Raw genomic sequence first — 18,341 nt, 5'->3', positions numbered from 1 at the left:
AGGGTATGGCTGTTCGCCATTTAAAGTGGTACGCGAGCTGGGTTTAGAACGTCGTGAGACAGTTCGGTCCCTATCTGTCGTGGGCGAAGGAAGATTGAGGGGGGCTGCTCCTAGTACGAGAGGACCGGAGTGGACGCACCACTGGTGTACAGGTTGTCATGCCAATGGCATCGCCTGGTAGCTAAGTGCGGAAGAGATAACCGCTGAAAGCATCTAAGCGGGAAACTTGCCTCAAGATGAGTCTTCCCTGACAGTAATGTCCTATAAGGGGTGTTCGAGACGAGGACGTAGATAGGCTGGGTGTGTAAGCGTAGCGATACGTTGAGCTAACCAGTACTAATGACCCGAGAGGCTTAACCTGACAACACCGAAGGTGTTTTGAGAAGAGAGAAGAGATTTTAGCTTGTTCAGAGATTGGTGCCTGTAAGCGGTTACGGCGCTAGAAGTCAACGGGCGAGATGGCCTGCGCATAGCGAGAGGCAGCCGAGATGAGCGCCCGAGGCAGTAGCGTAACGAAACAGGATAGCGAAAAAAGAATTTGTCTGGCGGTAATAGCGCGGTGGTGCCACCTGATCCCATGCCGAACTCAGAAGTGAAATGCCGTAGCGCCGATGGTAGTGTGGGGTCTCCCCATGTGAGAGTAGGGAGCTGCCAGACGTTAATTTAATGCTAATGGCTGAGGCCATTAGTGAAATAAATCGGGTGGTGCGGTAGTTCAGTTGGTTAGAATACCGGCCTGTCACGCCGGGGGTCGCGGGTTCGAGCCCCGTCCGCACCGCCAATAATATCGGAAGTAAGCCCTGTGAAAATATCACAGGGCTTTTTGCTGTTTATTAAAAATAACTTGTTAAATATATAAATATTTTTTTATAAAGTATTTTGTTTTTATTTTCTTGAACTTTAAGATGCAACTATGCTTCTAAATGATGAGTTTTATCTATTATCTATGTATAAGATAGGTTAATAAATATTCGATTTTTAAGGGCTATTTGAGGTGGCAAAAAAAATTTATTCTGTGCGCTATATTGCAGGCCAGCCGGCAAAGCGTATTTTACCTGTATCTGAATATACGCTTGATGATGATTTACCCATAGGGTTGCCACTATTCTCAGAAAGTGATGAGTTAAGTATTGTTTCATGGAATATTTATAAACAGCAACGCCCAAACTGGCATGCAGTTTTAAATAAATTAGTCATAGATAAGCATTTGATTTTATTGCAAGAAGCTCAAACCTCACCTCAACTTATTGATTTTGTCGTCTCTCAACATTTAGTTGCTGATCAGGTACCGGCAATTGTTTTCCCTCAACACGCTTCTGGGGTAATGACGCTAGCGAGAGCACATCCAATTTATTGTTGCCCATTGCGTGAAAAAGAGCCATTACTTCGTTTACCCAAATCAGCGTTAATCACTGTTTATCCGCTACATAATGGCCGAAATTTGATGATTATTAATATTCATGCGGTTAATTTTAGTTTTGGTGTGGATATTTATAGTCGGCAATTACAGAATATCGGAGAGCATATTAAAAGACATCAAGGGCCAGTGATTTTTGCTGGGGATTTTAATACCTGGAGTCGACAACGTATAAATGCACTTAAACGTTTTACGCGCAGTTTACGAATGAAAGAAGTCAATTTTGACCCCGATGTGCGCACTATGATTTTTGGTTACCCATTAGATTATGTTTTTTATCGTAGTCTGACTCTTCTTTATGCAGAAGTGATTAAAACGGAATCTTCTGATCATAATCCCATTTCTGTTAACTTTAGTATCAAATAGTTTTAGTAAGAGAAAAAATAGAAATGCTGTTTCAGCACTTCTATTTTAAATAGTATGTATGCAATCGGGTTATGGCGAGATCTAGCAATGCTATTTTATTGATATATTCTCTTTTTTAACAAATAAGTAGTAAGTCATTGACAAGCAGACGATCCAAATCATTCCTACGATCAGCGCAACGCGTGTATCTTTAAAAAAGCCTAACAGCACGATGACAAATATCATAAATAAGATGGTGATGAGTGGACCAATCGGCCAAAAAGGGACTTTAAATTTTAGTTTGCTTGCCGTTTCAGCGCTCATTTTACGGCGCATAGCAACTTGAGAAAGCAATATCATTAACCAAACCCAAACGGTAGCAAATGTTGCTAAAGAGGCAATTATTACAAAAATATCTTGTGGAATAATATAATTGAGATAAACGCCAATCAGCATAATAACCGACATAACAACTACGGTCATCCAGGGAACACCAGTGCGGCTAACTTTCATAAATGAGCGAGGTGCTTGTCCTTCTTGAGTCATACCGTACATCATCCGTCCCGCCCCAAAAATATCACTATTAATAGCAGAGATAGCAGCCGTAATGACAACAATATTTAAGATATTGGCGGCAGAAGTAATATTTAAATTGGCAAAAATTTGCACAAATGGACTACCATTCTGACCAATTTGGTTCCAAGGAAAAATGCACATTAAGACCAATAGCGTTAAACCATAAAACAGTAATATACGTAATGGCACAGCATTAATGGCTTTAGGGATAGTTTTTTCTGGTTCTTTAGCTTCACTGGCCGTAATACCGATTACTTCAATACCACCAAAGGCGAACATAACGATTGCTAATGAGGCGATAATTCCTTCTACGCCATTTGGCATAAAACCACCATGTTGCCACAGGTTAAATAAACCTGTTGCATGATGTTCGGTACCTTGACCGAAACCAAATAACATGATTGCACCGCCGCCAATGATCATGGCAATAATAGCAATTACCTTAATAATTGATAACCAAAATTCTATTTCGCCGAAAATTTTCACATGACACAAATTCAATGCGCCAATAAATAGGACAATACTTAATACCCATATCCATTGATCAACATGCGGAAACCAAAAACGCATATAAGTGCCAAAAGCGGTTACGTCAGCTAGACAGACAATTAACATCTCAAAGATATAATTCCATCCAGTTAGAAAACCGGCCAGTGGTCCCATATAGTGGCTGGCATATTGCGAAAAAGAACCTGGTACCGGATGATGAACCGCCATTTCACCAAGTGCTCGCATGACCATGAAAACTGCGGCTCCACCGACCATATAGGCAAGCAAAACTGCTGGGCCAGCAGCCTGAATCGCTGAAGCTGAACCATAAAAAAGCCCTGTACCAATTGCGGAGCCTAACGCCATAAAGCGAATGTGTCTGCCAGTTAATCCCCGTTTAAGTTGATTTGTATTGTTCATGTGTCGTCTTTCCATCTTACTTTTAATGTGCTGGATATGCTCCCAGTTCACAACCTAAATGGTTTTGATAACTACAAAGCACAAGTTGTTAACCATAACATAAAGAAAGGTGTTCTAGGGATAGATATCTGCAATAATAGGCAAATTATTAAGTTATTTTAGAGAACGTTATGGATTATCCAATCAATCAGATTTTTCAAACAATACAGGGAGAGGGCTATTTTACTGGAGTAGCAGCAATTTTTATTCGTTTACAAGGTTGTCCGGTCGGGTGTAGTTGGTGTGATACTAAGCATACTTGGGCTAAAAATAAGCAACAACAACGGCCATTATCGATAATTTTAGCTAAAAAAAGCGATAATGATGAGTGGGCAACCTGTAGCTCAGAACAAATTGTTGATTTATTCGAACAAAAAAATTACACCGCTCGTCATATCGTAATTACGGGTGGAGAGCCTTGTTTATATGATCTCACTGAATTAACTGCTTACTTAGAAAAAAAAGGTTATCAGTGTCAAATTGAAACAAGTGGAACACATGATATTTATTGTTCTGAAAAAACGTGGGTAACTGTATCTCCAAAAGTGGCGATGCGTGGGGGTTTTAAGATATTACCGGCAGCGTTAAATCGGGCGAATGAAATTAAACATCCAGTCGGTCGTCAAAAAGATATTGAGGTGTTAGAACATTTGATTAATCAGCTCGCACCCAATCATCCTGCTCCGCATATTTGTTTGCAACCAATTAGTCAAAATGCTAATGCAACTAACCTTTGTATTGAAGCCTGTATTAAGCGTAATTGGCGGTTGTCAGTACAAATGCATAAATATTTAAACATCGCTTAATAATATTCAGCACCAAAGGGTGCTGAAACCGAAGTGTTGTGTTTATTTCCCGCGATATTTACAACCTGCATTACACGTTTCTTTAATCATTACCGAACTCAATTGTGGCAATATGGGTTTCATTTTATGCCAAATCCAACGTGCAATAACTTCACTGGTAGGATTTTCTAATCCTTCTATGTCATTAAGATAATGATGATCTAATTGTTGCCATAAAGGTTTAAAAGCTTTAGAAATATTGCTAAAGTCAACGACCCAGCCTGTTTGCGGATCAATTTCGCCGGTTAGTTCTAATCTGACCATAAATGAGTGCCCATGTAAACGCCCACATTTATGCCCAGCGGGAACATGGGGTAGTCGATGGGCAGCCTCAAATTGAAATTCTTTAAAAATTGTTGCACTCATTGTGGCACCTATCAATTGTATTAATACAAGCATTTTATCTGAATAAATGCATTTTTTATATTTGAAACTTTTGATTAATTAATCTCATTATGTCAATTAAAAATAATTTAATCATTTTAAAAATGAGATATGCTTATATTATCTTATTATCTTGGCGTTTTGTTATAACTTAATGAATATAAAATAGAAGAAAATGATTTTTCAGCAGAATTTTACTTCAAATTAAAAAAAAACATTTGATAAACAAAATATTTTTAATTTATTAACCCATCAGTAAGTAAAAACAAACTTTTTTTTGACATATAGCTAAGCTATACTTTGTCAATAAAAACACCCGTTTGACTCTATTTCATATTTATTTATCAATTTTTTATTAATAACTTATCTGTGATTGGTAGCGTCATGGAGTAAGTTATGGGATGATGAGTGAGTCTTGCAGGGGGCTTCGATGCGGAAATTAGCGTTGATATTGTTGGCGGTGCTTTGCTGGTTACAGTATTCACTGTGGTTGGGTAAAAATGGTGTCCATGACTATTTGCGTGTAAAGAATGAAGTTGCAGCGCTAGAGACGTTGAACATGACATTTAAAGTACGCAATGAACGTTTATTTGCTGAAATAGATGATTTGAATGAGGGACGTGAAGCTATTGAGGAGCGAGCGCGTACTGAACTTGGAATGATTAGACCTGGAGAGTCTTTTTACCGTATAGTGAATGAGAATTCTTTTCCCAACCATAAATAAAATTTTTAATTAATAATATCTTGTCGGGCCACAAAATTATTTAAAAATATTATGACGAAAAAGTAGTAATTCATAAAAAACAGTCTAAAGCAATGAATAAATTTATATCTAATCATAAAATGCAGGTTGCTGCTTTAATACCTGCCGCTGGTATTGGCAGTCGCATGAAAGCTGATTTTCCCAAGCAATATCTGCAAGTAGCGGGAAAAACAATTATTGAGCATAGTATATCTGCCTTACTTAAGCAGCCGAGAATTTGCCAAATAATTGTTTCGTTGAATAAAGATGATATCTTTTTTCATCAATTGGCTATTGCAAAAAATCCAAAAATTAAAACCGTCACTGGGGGTTGTCAAAGGGCTGATTCAGTGTTAGCTGGACTGAATTATTTATCAGACAATTTACAGCTAGATCCTTGCTGGGTTTTAGTTCATGATGCAGCTCGGCCTTGCTTACATCAAGCTGATTTAGATAGTATTATTCGTTTTATTGATAGCCAGCAATCTTCGTATGGTGGTATTTTGGCAGCGCCAGTAAGAGATACAATGAAACGTTCAGTTCAAGGAAAAAAAGATATTAGTCATACTGTTGAACGAAGAGAACTTTGGCATGCACTGACGCCACAATTTTTTCCTTTAGCGTTAATTAAAAACTGTTTGACTCAAGCATTAGCGCAAAAAGCGGTAATTACCGATGAGGCTTCGGCGCTTGAATATTGCGGTTACTATCCTCAATTACTGGAAGGTAGAATTGATAATTTAAAGGTTACTGAACCAGAAGATTTGATGTTAGCAGAGTTCTACCTTTCTCGCGCTTTATAAGACTATTGTTAGGAGTATTGTTCATGCGGATTGGACATGGATTTGATGTACATAAATTTGGTGGAGATGGCCCAATTACAATTTGTGGCGTGAAAATTCCCTATGAACAAGGATTAATAGCGCATTCTGATGGCGATGTCGCCTTACATGCACTGACAGATGCTATTCTTGGTGCAGCAGCATTAGGTGATATCGGTAAACTCTTTCCTGATACCGATCCAGCATTTAAAAATGTAGAAAGCCGTAGTTTGTTACGTGAGGCGTATTTGCAGGTGCTGAAAAAAGGATATTGTATTAGTAATCTTGATATCACAATTATTGCTCAAGCGCCGAAAATGCTGCCATATATTGCTGATATGCGCAAAAATATAGCAGATGATCTTGGTTGCCATATTGATGATGTCAATGTTAAAGCCACCACGACGGAAAAATTGGGATTTATAGGTAGAAAAGAAGGCATTGCTTGTGCTGCGGTGGCTTTATTAGTAAAGGATAATAGTAATGACGGTGACAGCACTTCAGTGGCTGCATGGTAAACCAGTAGCAAGTGGAGCAATAAAATTAACCGCTGAAGATTTTATTGTGCGTGAAAATCTGGGATTTTTGCCTGAAGGTGAGGGAGAGCACCTGATGGTTTATGTTAGAAAAAAAGGTTGTAATACTCAATTTGTAGCTGAACAGTTGGCTCGATTTGCTGGAATTTCTCCACGGAGTGTTAGTTATGCGGGATTGAAAGATCGGCAAGCTGTGACTGAACAGTGGTTTTGTCTCCATTTGCCAGGCAAGGAAGATCCCGATTTTAGTCAGTTTTTTTTAGCAGGATGTGAAATTTTGCTAGCAAAACGACAAAAACGTAAATTACGTATCGGTTCATTAAAAGGCAATGATTTTGAGTTAACTATACGACAAATTAGTGATCAGCAAGCGGTGGAAACACGTTTGCAACAAATCAGAAAATTGGGTGTAGCTAACTATTTTGGCGAGCAGCGTTTTGGTCGAGCGGGTAATAATCTCGTGCAAGCTGAGCGTTAGGCAAAAGGTGAAATTGTAGTTAAGCAGCGTAATAAACGTAGTTTTTATCTCTCTGCGGTTCGAAGTGTTATATTTAATTTTATCGTCAGCGAACGTCTGCTTAATAATAAAATAGGTCAGATAATGGACGGTGATGTTATGCAATTAACCGGTAGTGGCAGTTGGTTTGTTGCTAACAGTGAAGAATTACCACAATTACAAGCGAGATTGCAGGCTGGCGAAATCCAAATCACTGCGCCGCTATATGGTGAAAAAGAATTAGGTACCCAATCAGCCGCTAAACTGTTTGAACAACAATGTTTAACCCATTTTTCTGTTTTATTACCACTGCTGCAAACTGAACGAACAAATTTAGTTCGACGAGCAATCATTGTTGTTCCTCAAAATATGCAGTGGAAATGGTTAGAAAAGCAAACCCTAAAACTGTCTTTTTCATTACCCAAGGGTAGTTTTGCCACTAGTGTAATAAGAGAATTAATTAATCAATCTACTGAAAATATTGTTGATATTGACGAATAGTATTCGATTAAAAATAATGTTATTGATGATAAATCTTATTATATTTATATAATAAGATTTGAAATTTAGTATTTATATTATCAGTTTGTTTTTTAAAGTTATTACGCCTTTTAGCAATAAGCAGTATTAAGTTAAAAATTTATTTTGATATTATCATATTAGATGCTAACGATTGCTTACAACACTTAATTAGTAAATATTGTTATTAACTAAAGCCCAAACAGAAGAGACTAAAAATGGGTGATCAAAGATACGCAATAGACATTAAGATTAGGAGAAAAAATAAAATTTAATTGCTAACAAGTTTAATAAAAGATTGGCGGTTAATACATTGAGCGGTGTTATTGTTGTTTTTATAAAAATTAACTTACTTATTTTGTTCGTTATTGGCTGCTTGTGTTGATAATATTGAGTCAACCATCCTTTATACTTTTTTTGTATTTATTATAAATTTTTATTGATTGATACATTGCTAGTTAGATATTTGCTTAAGAGAGTACTTTCACTGAATATTATTTTGGCTTATCTTATTGATGTTATTTAAAAACAATAATTGTAATTAGATATTTTATTATTTTTCAGGTAGTTGTTAAAAGAAACAAAATTATATTGTTATTTTATTACATTCACTTACGTTAATATTAGACCTTCATTTTTCTATCATAATTTGATGTGTTTTTATTGTTACTTAATGATATTCTTGCTGTAATCTATTATTGACGCTATTTTCAACCCATAATCTTTTTTATCATAGATGAGAATAGTTGGATAAAATAGCCTAGTTCTTAATATATCGTTCAATATAAATCAACAGGATACAATAATGCTAAGGATATTGCTAAGTAATGATGATGGTGTAACAGCAACTGGCATTCAAACGCTTGCTACTGCGCTACGTAAAAATTATTTCGTTCAGGTTGTGGCACCTGATAGAAATCGAAGTGGAGCATCAAATGCATTGACACTTCATAAACCATTACGAATAGCCAAGTTAGCCAATGGAGACATCTCAGTACAAGGAACACCAACGGATTGTGTTTATTTAGGCGTTAATCAGCTTATTCGACCCTCTCCTGAAATTGTCGTTTCAGGTATTAATCATGGTCCCAACCTGGGGGATGATGTTATTTATTCTGGCACTGTTGCAGCAGCGACAGAAGGTCGCCATCTGGGATTACCGGCACTTGCGGTTTCATTAAATGGTGAAACCCATTTCCAAACAGCAGCAGAGGTAACTTGTCATTTATTAAAATTATTACAAAAAACGCCATTAAAGGCTGGTAATATTCTTAATATTAATGTTCCTGACATTCCTTTGTCGGAAATTAAAGGTTACAAAGTAACACGGTGTGGTAGTCGTCATGCTGCTCAACAAGTTTATTCATCTGAAGATCCAAGGGGAGATATGGTGTATTGGTTAGGGCCTGTTGGAGAAATATGTGATGCCGGTCCAGATACCGATTTTGCCGCAGTAGCAGCAGGATATGTTTCTATCACACCGTTACAAGTGGATTTAACCGCTTATAAGGTTCAGCAAGTAGTTAAAGATTGGTTACTAAAAGCAGAGGCAAGTGAGGAATGCTAAAACGGTCAATGAGAGATTTATTGACACAACTACGCCATCAAGGGATTAAAGATGAAGCGCTATTGGCAGCTATTGCTAAAGTTCCTCGTGAGCGTTTTGTCGATGAAGCACTTTCACATAAAGCTTATGAAAACATTCCTTTACCTATCGGTTTTTCTCAAACCATTTCGCAACCTTATATCGTTGCTCGTATGACAGAATTACTTGCGCTTTCTCCCTCGGATCATGTATTAGAGATTGGTACCGGTTCGGGTTATCAAACCGCCATTTTAGCGCATCTTGTCGCGCGGGTTTTTTCGGTAGAACGTATCAAGGGATTACAATGGAATGCTAAACGTAGATTAAAACAACTTGATCTACATAATATTTCAACTCGTCATGGTGATGGCTGGCTGGGATGGGCTTCTAAGGGGCCTTTTGATGGGATCATTGTCACAGCGGCGCCGGCAGAGCTCCCTCTCGTGTTGCTTGAACAATTGAAAGAGGGTGGCCGAATGGTATTACCTGTCGGTGAGAAAAAACAGATGTTAAAAGTAATTAAACGCCAGGGTAATGATTTTCATGCTACAACAGTAGAACCAGTGAGATTTGTTCCTTTAATTCCTGGAAGTTTGGCATGAAATAGGTAATATTTTAGCGATAGATAATTTAAGGTTTTATTAATCTCTGCTTTAATAGACATAATAATTTATTATTTAGTTATTGCGATAAATTGTCGATCATGACTTAGATTATCGATTTTTATTCAAGATTTGTCTTCATGGGAGAAGAAGTATGAATTTTAACAGCCCAAAATTTGCGATTCGATGGGCAACTATCTGTATAATAACAGGCACAATGTTAATCGGGTGCTCGACACCATATCATCCAGCAGCGCCAATTAGTAGTGTCCATGATAGTAGCCGTCCGATTAATACTTATCCTGCTGTCAATACATCGGCAAAAAGTACGCCAATAGCCTCTTCTCCTAAAAATATTTCTGTTAGCAATCAGAGTAGTAGTAGTATAAATCAGCCGATATATCAGCCAGTAATGCCAGCACCTAAGACTAATACAGATGGTCGAATAATTTATAACCGAAATTATGAAAATATCCAAAAAGGAAGCTATAGTGGTAACACTTACACAGTTAAACGAGGTGATACCCTGTTTTATATTGCTTGGATAACAGGCAATGATTATCGTGATCTAGCGCAACGTAATAAAATTACAGAACCTTATAGTTTAAATGTTGGGCAAGTACTTAATATTGGTAATAGTTCAACCGATTCAGAAATAGTGGTTGCTAATCGTACTCCAAATACAAATGTTGATTCTCGGCCAACTAATGCGTATGCTTCATCTGTCAGTGAGCAAAATTCAGGTAAGATGTTACCGAGAGCAACCAAGCCATTAACACCTTCTACGCCGCCTGCAACAACAGCATCTTCGGGCTTTAATAGTAATAGCGTAGTGAATACCGTAGGTAAATGGCGCTGGCCAGCCGAAGGGAAAGTCATTGAATCTTTCTCTGATGTGCAAGGCGGAAATAAAGGCGTTGATATTGCTGGATCGCGTGGTCAGCCTGTTTTTGCAACTGCAGCAGGAAAAGTGGTTTATTCTGGAAATGCATTACGTGGATATGGAAATCTTATAATAATAAAACATAACGATGACTATCTGAGTGCCTATGCTCACAATGATACTATATTAGTTCGTGATCAACAGGAGGTTCAGGCAGGGCAAAAGATTGCCACTATGGGTAGCACCGGTACAAGTTCGGTAAGATTACATTTTGAAATTCGTTACAAGGGAAAATCAGTAAACCCGTTGCGTTATATTTCGCAGCGATAACTTGGACAGATTGCTTGTCAATGCTGTCTGCATTATCAAGGGTAGGAGTGACTGATGAGCCAAAATTCGCTAAAAGTTAACGAGTTATATGACGATTTAGACGAAACTAGCATGGATGCGGAAGCTTTCGATGAAAGCTTGCTAAAAGAAGAGGACTTAAATCTAGAACAAGATGATGATTTAGATTTATTTCAAAATATTAATCAACGTGTTCTAGATGCAACTCAGCTTTATCTTGGTGAGATTGGATATTCACCTCTTCTGACAGCGGAAGAAGAAGTATTTTATGCAAGGCGCGCTTTACGTGGAGATGCAGCATCACGTCAGCGTATGATTGAGAGTAATTTACGTTTGGTTGTAAAAATTTCTCGTCGCTATAGTAATCGTGGTCTTGCCCTACTGGATTTAATTGAAGAAGGCAATCTTGGATTAATTCGGGCGGTTGAAAAATTTGATCCAGAAAAAGGTTTTCGTTTTTCAACTTATGCAACATGGTGGATCCGCCAAACTATTGAACGAGCAATTATGAATCAGACGCGAACTATTCGCTTACCGATTCATATCGTTAAAGAGTTAAATGTCTATTTGCGTATTGCAAGAGAATTGGCTCAGAAACTCGATCATGAGCCAAGCGCCGAAGAAATTGCAGAACGCTTAGACAAACCGGTAGATGATGTTAGTCGGATGTTACGGCTAAATGAGCGGATTTCTTCTGTTGATATGCCAATCGGCGGTGATTCAGATAAAGCGTTACTTGATGTGTTATCTGATGATAACGATTCAGGGCCAGAAGGAACTATCCAGGCTAACAATATGAAAGAGAGTATTGTTAAATGGCTGTTTGAACTTAATGCAAAACAGCGTGAAGTTTTAGCGCGGCGCTTTGGTTTATTAGGCTATGAATCGGAAACGTTAGAAGAAGTAGGGCGAGAGATTGGCCTTACTAGAGAGCGTGTTCGTCAGATACAGGTTGAAGGATTGCGCCGATTAAAAGATATTTTACATAATCAAGGTCTTAGTATGGAATCTTTATTTAAGACCTAATATCTTTTCAATAGCGTTAATATTAATAAGGTGGGAGAAAAACCCACCTTTTTGTTTGTCATCAGGTGGTCACGCCACTATAAAATTTAAAATCGTTATCTGGTGTTTGGATCAACTCAGCCTCGATGTGAGCAAAATATTGGATCCTCTGCTGAATGTTTTCACTAGAAATAGCTTGCGCTAAAACTAAATAATCTTGATAGTGGCGAAATTCTGATTTGAGTAGTGAAATGTAGAATTTAGCTAAGGTTGTTTCGAGATGGGGGGCAAGTTTAGCAAAACGCTCGCAAGAGCGCGCTTCGATATAAGCGCCAATGATTAGTTTATCAATTAATGCGTTCGGTTCGTGATGACTAACGTGGCTAAATAACTGCTTAGCATAACGACCAGCACTGATACTTTGATATCTGATATCTCTTTTCGACATGATTTCCAACACTTGATAAAAATGGTGGAGTTCCTCTTTAATTAATAACACCATTTTATCAATTAAAGATTGGCTATAACTTGTGTTTTTCTTGCCTCGGAGCGATTTAGAAAACTGATTTTTTCCTCTTAAAGTATCAATATTACCGATTTTCTTATAAGCAAAATCTTCGAAAGGTTGTAACCATTGTAATAATGTATCACCGCTCTGTTCATCAACGGCATATTTTCGCAACAGCAACATCGCACTTTGTGCAGCTTTTAGTTCACACAATAGATGATCGCATAAAATAATCGTTAAGTTTTCTGCTTGACTCGCTTTGTCTATCCATGCTTGCGGCGTTTCACAGGCTAAAAAATGGTGAATTGGATCGAGTAATTTTGCATCATATAACATAACTATTTCACCATTTCTTTTAATCGATAAATCAATTCAAGTGCCTGACGAGGTGTTAATGTGTCAGGGTTTAACTCGGCTAATGTTTCAATGGCTGGTGAAATAGTTTTTTCCACTATTGTTGATAGTTGTGAATCATCAATAGATTTATTCGCTGGCAGTGTTGAGAGTGTTTCTAGCTCGATTAATTTCTGTTTTGCTCGTTGAATAACTTTAGCGGGCACACCCGCCAATGAAGCCACGGCTAAGCCATAGCTTTTACTGGCGGCACCATCTTGTACGTTATGCATAAAAGCGATAGTGTCGTTATGCTCCATTGCATCCAGATGGATATTAAACGCACCTTCCTGTTTATCTGCCAAATTGGTTAATTCAAAATAATGAGTGGCAAATAGCGTCATGGCTTTAATCTGGCTAACTAGATTTTCCGCACAGGCCCAGGCCAGTGAAAGACCATCATAGGTTGAAGTACCGCGACCTATTTCATCCATCAACACTAGACTTTGTTCTGTCGCATTGTGCAGTATATTAGCGGTTTCTATCATTTCCACCATAAAAGTTGACCGGCCGGCAGCAAGATCATCAGAAGCACCGACCCGTGTAAAGATCCGATCAATTGGGCCAATAATCGCTTTTTCGGCCGGTACAAAGCTACCTATGTAAGCGAGCAAGGTGATGAGTGCGGCTTGACGCATATAAGTACTTTTACCGCCCATATTGGGGCCAGTAATAATTAACAAACGCCGTTGTGGCGACAGATCTAGTGGATTAGAAATAAATGGTTCACTCAGTACCCGCTCAACGACCGGATGGCGTCCAGCGACAATTTCAATACCAGGTTTCTCATTTAATATTGGACAGCGATAGTCTAAAGTTTCGGCGCGTTCTGCTAAATTATTCAGTACATCTAATTCCGCTAAAGCTTCGGCGCTTATTTGTAACGCTGACAGATGGGGCAACAAGAGATCAAACAGTTGTTCATAAAGCTGTTTCTCAATTGCTAATGCTTTACTTTTAGAAGTTAACACCTTGTCTTCATATTCTTTCAGCTCAGGGATAATATAGCGTTCGGCATTTTTTAGGGTTTGCCGACGGACATAATGGATAGGTACCCTATGACTTTGTCCGCGACTGACTTGCAGATAATAGCCATGCACCGCATTAAAACCGACTTTTAGGCTATCAATGCCTAATTTCTCTTTTTCCCGCAATTCAAGTTTTTCTAAATAATCACTGGCACCAGCGGCCAGTGCGCGCCATTCATCCAGTTCGCTATGATATCCTGCGGCAATCACGCCCCCATCCCGCACTAACACCGGTGGAGTGTCAACAATGGCCTCTTCTAATAATGTTTGCAGCGATGTAAAAGTGCTAACACGGGATTGCAAGTTTTTCACATAGGGAGATCCTATCTTATCTAATATCGCGTGAATATCGGCAAATTGTTGGAAAGCGTGACGCATACGAACTAGATCTCGAGGTCGCGCTGAACGAAGCGCTAAACGGGCTATTATTCGTTCTAAGTCACCGATTTGGCGCAGAAAAGGTTGTAATTCAAAATGATAAGCTTGCAACCCTGTTATTGCCTGTTGGCGATTTAATAATTTATCTAGCTTGCGTAACGGACTATGTAGCCAACGTTTTAGCATACGGCTACCCATAGGCGTAACACACTGATCCAGTATGGCCGCCACGGTATTATCGCTACCACCCGATAAATTTTGTGTTAATTCAAGATTACGACGGGTAGCTGCATCAAGGATAATGGTCTCTTTTTGTTGCTCCATGGTGATGCTACGGATATGGGGTAACGCGGTACGCTGCGTATCTTTGACATATTGCAGCAAACAACCTGCGGCTCGCAAAGCTAATGTTGCTTTTTCAACGCCAAAACCCATTAGATCCTGTGTACCAAATTGCAGATTCAATTGTTGTTTGGCGGTATCTAATTCGAACTCCCATAACGGGCGACGACGTAATCCTTTATTATTTTCAAATAGCGCAATATTGGTAAAATTTTCTGGATAGAGCAGTTCTGCCGGGCGGGTTCGTTGTAATTCAGCGCTGATAGTGTTGATATCAGCCATTTCACTAATAATAAAACGGCCGGAAGTAATATCTAAAGTAGCATAGCCATAACGCTGCTCTTGTTGCCAAATCGCGGCTAATAGATTGTCCTGCCGCTCTTGTAGTAATGCTTCATCAGTAACGGTTCCTGGTGTTACGATACGAACAACTTTACGTTCCACCGGGCCTTTGCTGGTAGCGGGATCACCGATTTGTTCACAGATAGCCACCGACTCGCCTAATTGGACTAATTTGGCTAAATAACTCTCTACTGCATGATGAGGTACACCAGCCATTGGAATCGGTTGCCCGGCCGATTGTCCACGCTTAGTTAATGAAATATCGAGTAATTGTGCGGCTTTTTTGGCATCATCAAAGAACAACTCATAAAAATCACCCATCCGATAAAATAACAAAATATCAGCATGTTGTGCCTTAAGCCGCAAATACTGCTGCATCATTGGGGTATGGGAAGCGAAGTTTTGGGGATTAGTCATAGTTTTTATTTTTTAACTCTTTGAGTTGTATTGTTGCCGGTAAGACTTGCTTGCTTAATGCTATTTTAATTAAATTCTAAACAATTTTCTGTATGAGGAATGAATTTTAAAAATGCATTGGCAGCTTGCTAGCTAAATCTACCCACTGATGAAAAATTTGCTTTACTATACTATGGATAAGCAATAACCAGAAGTCACAGCGTTGAAAAATAGTGCTGGAAAAATTAGCTCCAGTATAGGATCTTTAGCAGATTTATTGACTAAATCGCGAAGTGGAGTGGAAAAAACAGCGGTAACGATTTATTTAGTTACTTGCGCCACTGGAATGAATAGCCAATCATGAGAGATAACACAGCCTAAAAATTATTCTCCAGGCTGACGGAAAAAAATGACGCTAATCAATGAGCTCATTAATGGTCAGATTGTGCTCGCTGGTGAAACCATGTTTGAATTAGTGAAAGTGAAAATAATTTGTTATGCAATTGGCTTAAAATCAGTAGGAGCTAGTTAAATTAAGTTCTGCTTATGTTAGCAGACTAGGTAATAGTTTAAATTACGCTCAAAAAACCTTCTCGATGGCGGTTTTCTAATAGTTATGACGGATGAATTAGGCAAAGGCGGCCTGACAAAATGCTTAAACTAATCAGATTAGATAAGTTTTTTGCGAAAACAGATAACGCGTTCTATTTCATCAAAGCCCCAATTTTGATGGGCTTTATATGACCGTGTATTGTCAATTTCGGCATCGGAACAGAGTTCATCAAATCCCTTTGCAATTAAATCGGTGGTTATTTGACTGATTAATGCTTGAGCAATACCTTGTTGACGATATGCAGGCTTAACCCAGATACCCTCCAAAAAGGGAACCGGTTGTTTGCTACAACCATTGGCATATTGCCGTAGGGAAATTTCGGCAAAACCGACCGCCTGATGGTTAGCCAACAGAGCAATATATCCCGCATTCTGCTTGTTACTCAATATGTTATCGATATCACTAAGGTGGGCATCGCGGGCATGTTTGTCCCACAGTTGCAGACGCATAGCTGCCCAAAGCATGCGGTCGGTTTTCTGCATCTTTCTGATCATTATTGACATAGCGTTTCCTATTTTCGTAACAGTGGCAACCTTATCTTCTTGACTATATAAGAAATAAATTTAAATCATTCGTTACGACAAATTTTGAACAGCTTTATTTGCACTTTATTCTATAACAATATCATTCAATCGTGACATTTTGCTCACTAAATTGGTTTTATTCCATTTATAAAAAAAATAACTGCATATTTATTTTATATCTTGTTTTAGTTAAAATTATTTAACATTAAATTTGACAGGGATGATAATGAAAAAGTTAGTTTTAGCTTTAATTACAATGGGAATGATGAGTGGTTGTGCAACGATAGTGGGTGAAAAAACTCAGCGCGTACAAATTGATAGCAATCCGTCTGGCGCTGAATTTTCTGTCAAAGATGAAAAGGGCACAATCATTGCTCAAGGAAGAACTCCTCAGGGAATTACATTAGAAAAATCTGAGGGTAGTTATTTTGGTAAAAAGAGTTATGAAATTACTTTGACCAAGGAAGGATTAAAACCGGTTACCTTACCCTTAAAAGCGAGTGCTAATGGGTGGTATGTTGCTGGTAATCTATTTTTTGGTGGATTAATCGGTTGGTTAATTGTCGATCCATTTAATGGTGGTATGTATACACTTCATCCGGAAACGATTAACGCTACTTTATCGGACATATAATTTTAGCTAGTAGGTATAAAATAATAATTTAAGCCCAGTAGTGGGCTTATTTTATTTTGGCAGAATTGTTTTAATTAATAATATTAACCAATGGCATAAACTGTTTTCTAAACTATAAACCGTTATTTGCTATAAACGCTATTTCTCTATCATTAAAACTTATTGGTTTGTCGCATTAATCATTATTACATTTTTATCTTTAACTATCCGAGCAGCTTATTTTGTTATTGAGCAAATTTAATTGCTATTAATGCGACAAAACCGGTTAATTTTAGGATGTTTTTTTAAAATTTTGTTCGAAGAAAGCTCGGGCATCTACAGCATTTGCCTGCGATAAATCATTATGAATAATTTTGTCGGCATAATAAGCGCTAAAGCGTCCGCAATCATTACCATTAAATAAAGACTAATCGCCATGATATTCGGTAGTGATAGCAAAATTTTCAGCTAAATCTAGTCCTTCAGCTTTATGTAACTGTTCAGTTAAATGCGCAGCGCCACTATAAAAAGTATCAAGTAAGCCGCCTTTAGAATCATGGATTTTGGCTGATTGAATTTTACCCGCATTCATATCGACTTCTAGTAACACAAAATGGCCGCGAGTACTCAAGCCAAATTGATTGCTTTGCGCAATTGGAATTAAGGCTTTTACTTGCTGGTGGGGATAAGCATTTTTGATTTCATGCAGCGTCTGGGCAGCAGAACGGCCACCGGATAGTTGACTTTTTGTTTCGCTAGCGTTGGTTAAATCATGACAGGCAGAAGAGACAATATAAGTCGTGTTGTCTATTTGCTTACTGCGATAACCTGTTTGCTCTACACCGCCATTATAAAAAGGTGCTTCATGTTGCCATTGATTGCTTTTGCTAAAGATATCATCCAAAGCAAAATTTAATTTTGCTGGGGTTAATTTCTCACCAAAAGTCCCGGTTAAGTAATTGAAAAAATTACGCATCCAGGAACAAAAACCGGACTTTTCTGGTGAAGGTGGATTTCTAAACTCGGTTGGCATGCTGTGTTCAGCACCAGAGATATCAGCCCAATCACTAGATTGATTGGGATAAGTGTTTGAGATTATGGTCATAATTTGGGGTCCTTAATTAGTAATAGGATAAGTATTTTATCTTAACG

The 18,341-nt window shown here is 38.2% G+C and carries 17 protein-coding genes, 1 tRNA gene, 2 rRNA genes and 1 pseudogene; 15 read left to right on the top strand and 6 right to left on the bottom strand.

Translation table 11 applies throughout. The features are described 5' to 3' along the window. The 4 genes from H1X92_RS13755 to H1X92_RS13740 form a co-directional block, all read left to right on the top strand. Window positions 1-361, top strand: a 23S ribosomal RNA gene (locus tag H1X92_RS13755); the annotation flags it as partial. A 180-nt stretch (window positions 362-541) separates the two neighbouring features. Beyond that, window positions 542-657: ribosomal RNA gene (gene rrf, locus H1X92_RS13750) — 5S ribosomal RNA — on the top strand. 47 nt (window positions 658-704) lie between these two features. Further along, window positions 705-781, top strand: a tRNA-Asp gene (locus tag H1X92_RS13745). Window positions 782-994: 213 nt separating this feature from the next. Beyond that, the gene (locus H1X92_RS13740) at window positions 995-1,783 is read left to right on the top strand and encodes an endonuclease/exonuclease/phosphatase family protein (RefSeq protein WP_180560665.1); all 789 of its coding nucleotides are present in this window, start codon (window positions 995-997) and stop codon (window positions 1,781-1,783) included. A gap of 90 nt (window positions 1,784-1,873) precedes the next feature. Here H1X92_RS13740 and H1X92_RS13735 read toward each other — a convergent pair whose 3' ends face one another. Then, a complete protein-coding gene (locus tag H1X92_RS13735) occupies window positions 1,874-3,247 on the bottom strand; it encodes an amino acid permease (protein WP_180560664.1) in 1,374 nt (457 codons plus the stop codon). Between the two features lie 170 nt (window positions 3,248-3,417). Between H1X92_RS13735 and queE the strand changes: the two genes are divergently transcribed. Continuing rightward, window positions 3,418-4,092, top strand: coding sequence for a 7-carboxy-7-deazaguanine synthase QueE (queE, locus tag H1X92_RS13730; RefSeq protein WP_180560663.1), 675 nt, complete (start codon window positions 3,418-3,420; stop codon window positions 4,090-4,092). Window positions 4,093-4,134: 42 nt separating this feature from the next. Here queE and queD read toward each other — a convergent pair whose 3' ends face one another. Beyond that, on the bottom strand, window positions 4,135-4,497 hold the full coding sequence (gene queD / locus H1X92_RS13725) for a 6-carboxytetrahydropterin synthase QueD (RefSeq protein WP_180560662.1): 363 nt from the start codon (window positions 4,495-4,497) through the stop codon (window positions 4,135-4,137). A gap of 448 nt (window positions 4,498-4,945) precedes the next feature. Between queD and ftsB the strand changes: the two genes are divergently transcribed. The 8 genes and pseudogenes from ftsB to rpoS all read left to right on the top strand — a co-directional run bounded on the left by ftsB (window position 4,946) and on the right by rpoS (window position 12,073). Beyond that, window positions 4,946-5,239 (top strand): cell division protein FtsB, encoded by a 294-nt coding sequence (gene ftsB, locus H1X92_RS13720; protein WP_180560661.1) that lies wholly within the window; start codon window positions 4,946-4,948, stop codon window positions 5,237-5,239. A gap of 92 nt (window positions 5,240-5,331) precedes the next feature. Then, window positions 5,332-6,060 carry a 2-C-methyl-D-erythritol 4-phosphate cytidylyltransferase gene (gene ispD / locus H1X92_RS13715; RefSeq protein WP_180560660.1) on the top strand — a complete coding sequence of 243 codons (729 nt, stop codon included), beginning with the start codon at window positions 5,332-5,334 and terminating at the stop codon, window positions 6,058-6,060. Between the two features lie 23 nt (window positions 6,061-6,083). Beyond that, the gene (ispF, locus tag H1X92_RS13710) at window positions 6,084-6,596 is read left to right on the top strand and encodes a 2-C-methyl-D-erythritol 2,4-cyclodiphosphate synthase (RefSeq protein WP_180560659.1); all 513 of its coding nucleotides are present in this window, start codon (window positions 6,084-6,086) and stop codon (window positions 6,594-6,596) included. Next, a pseudogene (gene truD / locus H1X92_RS13705) lies at window positions 6,562-7,611 on the top strand (tRNA pseudouridine(13) synthase TruD). Before ispF ends, truD begins: the two are co-directional and overlap by 35 nt. Window positions 7,612-8,434: 823 nt before the next feature. Next, window positions 8,435-9,196 carry a 5'/3'-nucleotidase SurE gene (gene surE, locus H1X92_RS13700; RefSeq protein ID WP_180560658.1) on the top strand — a complete coding sequence of 254 codons (762 nt, stop codon included), beginning with the start codon at window positions 8,435-8,437 and terminating at the stop codon, window positions 9,194-9,196. After that, the gene (locus H1X92_RS13695) at window positions 9,190-9,816 is read left to right on the top strand and encodes a protein-L-isoaspartate(D-aspartate) O-methyltransferase (RefSeq protein ID WP_202881814.1); all 627 of its coding nucleotides are present in this window, start codon (window positions 9,190-9,192) and stop codon (window positions 9,814-9,816) included. The genes surE and H1X92_RS13695 overlap by 7 nt, the downstream gene beginning before the upstream one ends. 154 nt (window positions 9,817-9,970) lie before the next feature. Continuing rightward, entirely contained in the window at window positions 9,971-11,029 is a 1,059-nt protein-coding gene (gene nlpD, locus H1X92_RS13690; RefSeq protein ID WP_180560657.1) for a murein hydrolase activator NlpD, read from the top strand. 54 nt (window positions 11,030-11,083) lie between these two features. Further along, the gene (gene rpoS, locus H1X92_RS13685; protein ID WP_180560656.1) at window positions 11,084-12,073 is read left to right on the top strand and encodes an RNA polymerase sigma factor RpoS; all 990 of its coding nucleotides are present in this window, start codon (window positions 11,084-11,086) and stop codon (window positions 12,071-12,073) included. 61 nt (window positions 12,074-12,134) lie between these two features. On the opposite strand, the gene miaE is transcribed toward rpoS, so the two are convergent. Both miaE and mutS read right to left on the bottom strand, forming a co-directional pair. Continuing rightward, the gene (gene miaE, locus H1X92_RS13680) at window positions 12,135-12,896 is read right to left on the bottom strand and encodes a tRNA isopentenyl-2-thiomethyl-A-37 hydroxylase MiaE (protein ID WP_180560655.1); all 762 of its coding nucleotides are present in this window, start codon (window positions 12,894-12,896) and stop codon (window positions 12,135-12,137) included. A gap of 2 nt (window positions 12,897-12,898) precedes the next feature. Continuing rightward, window positions 12,899-15,460 (bottom strand): DNA mismatch repair protein MutS, encoded by a 2,562-nt coding sequence (gene mutS, locus H1X92_RS13675; RefSeq protein WP_180560654.1) that lies wholly within the window; start codon window positions 15,458-15,460, stop codon window positions 12,899-12,901. A gap of 388 nt (window positions 15,461-15,848) precedes the next feature. Between mutS and H1X92_RS16100 the strand changes: the two genes are divergently transcribed. Continuing rightward, window positions 15,849-15,971 (top strand): hypothetical protein, encoded by a 123-nt coding sequence (locus H1X92_RS16100; protein ID WP_255498998.1) that lies wholly within the window; start codon window positions 15,849-15,851, stop codon window positions 15,969-15,971. Window positions 15,972-16,108: 137 nt separating this feature from the next. Here the strand turns inward: H1X92_RS16100 and aac(6') are convergent, their stop codons facing one another. Further along, window positions 16,109-16,555: an aminoglycoside 6'-N-acetyltransferase gene (aac(6'), locus tag H1X92_RS13670; protein WP_180560653.1), complete on the bottom strand. Its 447-nt coding sequence runs from the start codon at window positions 16,553-16,555 to the stop codon at window positions 16,109-16,111. A 247-nt stretch (window positions 16,556-16,802) separates the two neighbouring features. On the opposite strand from aac(6'), the gene H1X92_RS13665 reads away from it, so the two are divergent. Then, complete coding sequence (locus tag H1X92_RS13665) at window positions 16,803-17,210, top strand: hypothetical protein (protein ID WP_180560652.1); 408 nt, start codon at window positions 16,803-16,805, stop codon at window positions 17,208-17,210. A 406-nt stretch (window positions 17,211-17,616) separates the two neighbouring features. On the opposite strand, the gene H1X92_RS13660 is transcribed toward H1X92_RS13665, so the two are convergent. Then, entirely contained in the window at window positions 17,617-18,294 is a 678-nt protein-coding gene (locus tag H1X92_RS13660; protein ID WP_225507061.1) for a hypothetical protein, read from the bottom strand. Between the last annotated feature and the right edge of the window lie 47 nt (window positions 18,295-18,341).

Source organism: Arsenophonus endosymbiont of Apis mellifera, from assembly GCF_903968575.1.
In the GTDB taxonomy this organism is placed as follows: domain Bacteria; phylum Pseudomonadota; class Gammaproteobacteria; order Enterobacterales; family Enterobacteriaceae; genus Arsenophonus; species Arsenophonus apicola.
This window is presented reverse-complemented; position numbering and strand designations above follow the sequence as displayed.

Coding starts and splice junctions, on each gene's coding strand:
- H1X92_RS13735 (WP_180560664.1), bottom strand. CDS start 3,247: ATGAACAATACAAATCAACTTAAACGGGGATTAACTGGCAGACACATT.
- queE (WP_180560663.1), top strand. CDS start 3,418: ATGGATTATCCAATCAATCAGATTTTTCAAACAATACAGGGAGAGGGC.
- queD (WP_180560662.1), bottom strand. CDS start 4,497: ATGAGTGCAACAATTTTTAAAGAATTTCAATTTGAGGCTGCCCATCGA.
- ftsB (WP_180560661.1), top strand. CDS start 4,946: ATGCGGAAATTAGCGTTGATATTGTTGGCGGTGCTTTGCTGGTTACAG.
- ispD (WP_180560660.1), top strand. CDS start 5,332: ATGAATAAATTTATATCTAATCATAAAATGCAGGTTGCTGCTTTAATA.
- ispF (WP_180560659.1), top strand. CDS start 6,084: ATGCGGATTGGACATGGATTTGATGTACATAAATTTGGTGGAGATGGC.
- surE (WP_180560658.1), top strand. CDS start 8,435: ATGCTAAGGATATTGCTAAGTAATGATGATGGTGTAACAGCAACTGGC.
- H1X92_RS13695 (WP_202881814.1), top strand. CDS start 9,190: ATGCTAAAACGGTCAATGAGAGATTTATTGACACAACTACGCCATCAA.
- nlpD (WP_180560657.1), top strand. CDS start 9,971: ATGAATTTTAACAGCCCAAAATTTGCGATTCGATGGGCAACTATCTGT.
- rpoS (WP_180560656.1), top strand. CDS start 11,084: ATGAGCCAAAATTCGCTAAAAGTTAACGAGTTATATGACGATTTAGAC.
- miaE (WP_180560655.1), bottom strand. CDS start 12,896: ATGTTATATGATGCAAAATTACTCGATCCAATTCACCATTTTTTAGCC.
- mutS (WP_180560654.1), bottom strand. CDS start 15,460: ATGACTAATCCCCAAAACTTCGCTTCCCATACCCCAATGATGCAGCAG.
- H1X92_RS16100 (WP_255498998.1), top strand. CDS start 15,849: ATGACGCTAATCAATGAGCTCATTAATGGTCAGATTGTGCTCGCTGGT.
- H1X92_RS13665 (WP_180560652.1), top strand. CDS start 16,803: ATGAAAAAGTTAGTTTTAGCTTTAATTACAATGGGAATGATGAGTGGT.
- H1X92_RS13660 (WP_225507061.1), bottom strand. CDS start 18,294: ATGACCATAATCTCAAACACTTATCCCAATCAATCTAGTGATTGGGCT.